Genomic DNA, 1,683 nt, shown 5'->3' on the forward strand with positions numbered 1-1,683 from the left:
AAGTCAATTTGATTGCACATATCTTCGGACTTGTTGCATAAACAATCTTAATTCTAGAGGATTTTCTCACTTTAAATATTTTTTGCAACACAACCCTCACCCCTACCAGTTGCTCCGACAGAGCAGCGTTTGAGACTGCATAGGTTTGGATGAAAGTTATGCAGCATTTACTTGTAACCGAACAATACGAGCAGTATTTTTGAAAATCGGTGTCAGAATAAAAGCAATAGGTCGCGCCCATAATGGAAGGCGATCGCGGTGATTTGCAAACTGAGTCAGATAAAACACTTCATCTTTAAGAGTGATGCCAGTTTCCCATGTTTCCAAATCTGTGGAATTATCAATGCCCCATTGAAACTCGGCACTAGTTTTTGATACAGTATCATGACGCTTTGCACTCTTAGCAGATTTGTGATTCAACACATCAAACACAACTTCTGCTGGAGCTAACCGAGTGTGGATCTGCTTGATAATCTCGCGGTTATCTGCTTCAGTTAGGTACATTGTCACACCTTCTAGAATTACCATCAGGGGTTGATTTGACGATCGCTGAATCTGATCTATCCAGGTAAAGTCCAAGATTGATTGCGCGATCAACTTGTAACGTTCGCTTTCCTCAAAGAACTTGTGACGTAACTCAATCACATCGGGAAAATCAACTTCATACCAGTAAACTTTACCGTTATCCACTCGCGTGAATCGAGTGCATAAGCCTGCTCCTAGATTCACAATTATGGAATTGGGATAGTTTTGAATAAAGTTTTGGACAATGCAATCATATTCTTTTGCGCGAATACTACAGCCTAATTGACTAGTCCATCCTTGAGAGTACTTCTCAAATTCATAATCTACCTGTTCAGCAATTTCGACAGCTTTTGAATCTTTGAGGATGGGAGATGCTCGCCGTGTTTCAATAGCACGAGCATACAAAGTAATCATCAGAGTTTCTAAAACCCCTGTAAGTTTGACTGTGGATACTGGTGTTTCACTGGTCATAAATTTTGGGAAGTTATGGAATAAATAGTAATTAATCTCAATAAGCTGCTCCTCACATTAGCTGAGATTTAGTGGCTCTGTCAATATTGGTGATCGCTGCTATTGGCGGCTCTCCAAACTTTTGCATTGCTCAAACGGGAAATATCTAATTCTCATGGTATTTAGTGATGCAGATTGGTCTTCTTATACACAGGAAATGGTTCTTGTAAGGTAGCGGTAGCCTCTTTGGTCAGCCGGCTTGTAGTCCGCGGAGTGTGTGGGAAAGAGCTACACTCGGCTTGACAATAGCTGGGACAATTTTCTCGCAAGCCATTCTCGCACCTGATAAATTTCGTGCTGTCGGCCCTACTTGTAAAGCGGCTAGACCACCCATAATGAACAATTCACAGCCAGTCCAACGCAGACAAGTATCTAGCACTGGCAAACCCTTAATGATGAGAGTGGGGTATGCGGCGAGAATGTCTTTTAATAAAGGTTCAGTGGTGACATCGAATTTAGTGCCAGTCGAAAGCCAAATATAATCGCACTCATGCTGACTACCATCACTACATTCCACGCGCCAATTTTCACCTAACCATTCGGCTTTTACTACCAATACCTTAGCCAATTTAAGAGGGTTCAACGCCTGTGGAAACGGGATGAATACGTCCTAAAGAAGTAAGCTTGGCAAAAATCTGGGTTAATAAA

Annotated in this window: 1 protein-coding gene and 1 pseudogene; both read right to left on the reverse strand. The window is 41.7% G+C overall.

The genetic code is table 11. The features are described from left to right. Positions 1–156 precede the first annotated feature (156 nt). Positions 157–996 carry a class I SAM-dependent methyltransferase gene (locus tag HCR01_RS37800; RefSeq protein WP_193200995.1) on the reverse strand — a complete coding sequence of 280 codons (840 nt, stop codon included), beginning with the start codon at positions 994–996 and terminating at the stop codon, positions 157–159. A gap of 229 nt (positions 997–1,225) precedes the next feature. Then, positions 1,226–1,588 (reverse strand): annotated as a pseudogene (locus HCR01_RS37805) (FAD-dependent oxidoreductase); the annotation flags it as partial. Positions 1,589–1,683: the final 95 nt, after the last annotated feature.

Origin of the sequence: Nostoc sp. MG11, from assembly GCF_014904695.1 — a bacterium.
In the GTDB taxonomy this organism is placed as follows: domain Bacteria; phylum Cyanobacteriota; class Cyanobacteriia; order Cyanobacteriales; family Nostocaceae; genus Komarekiella.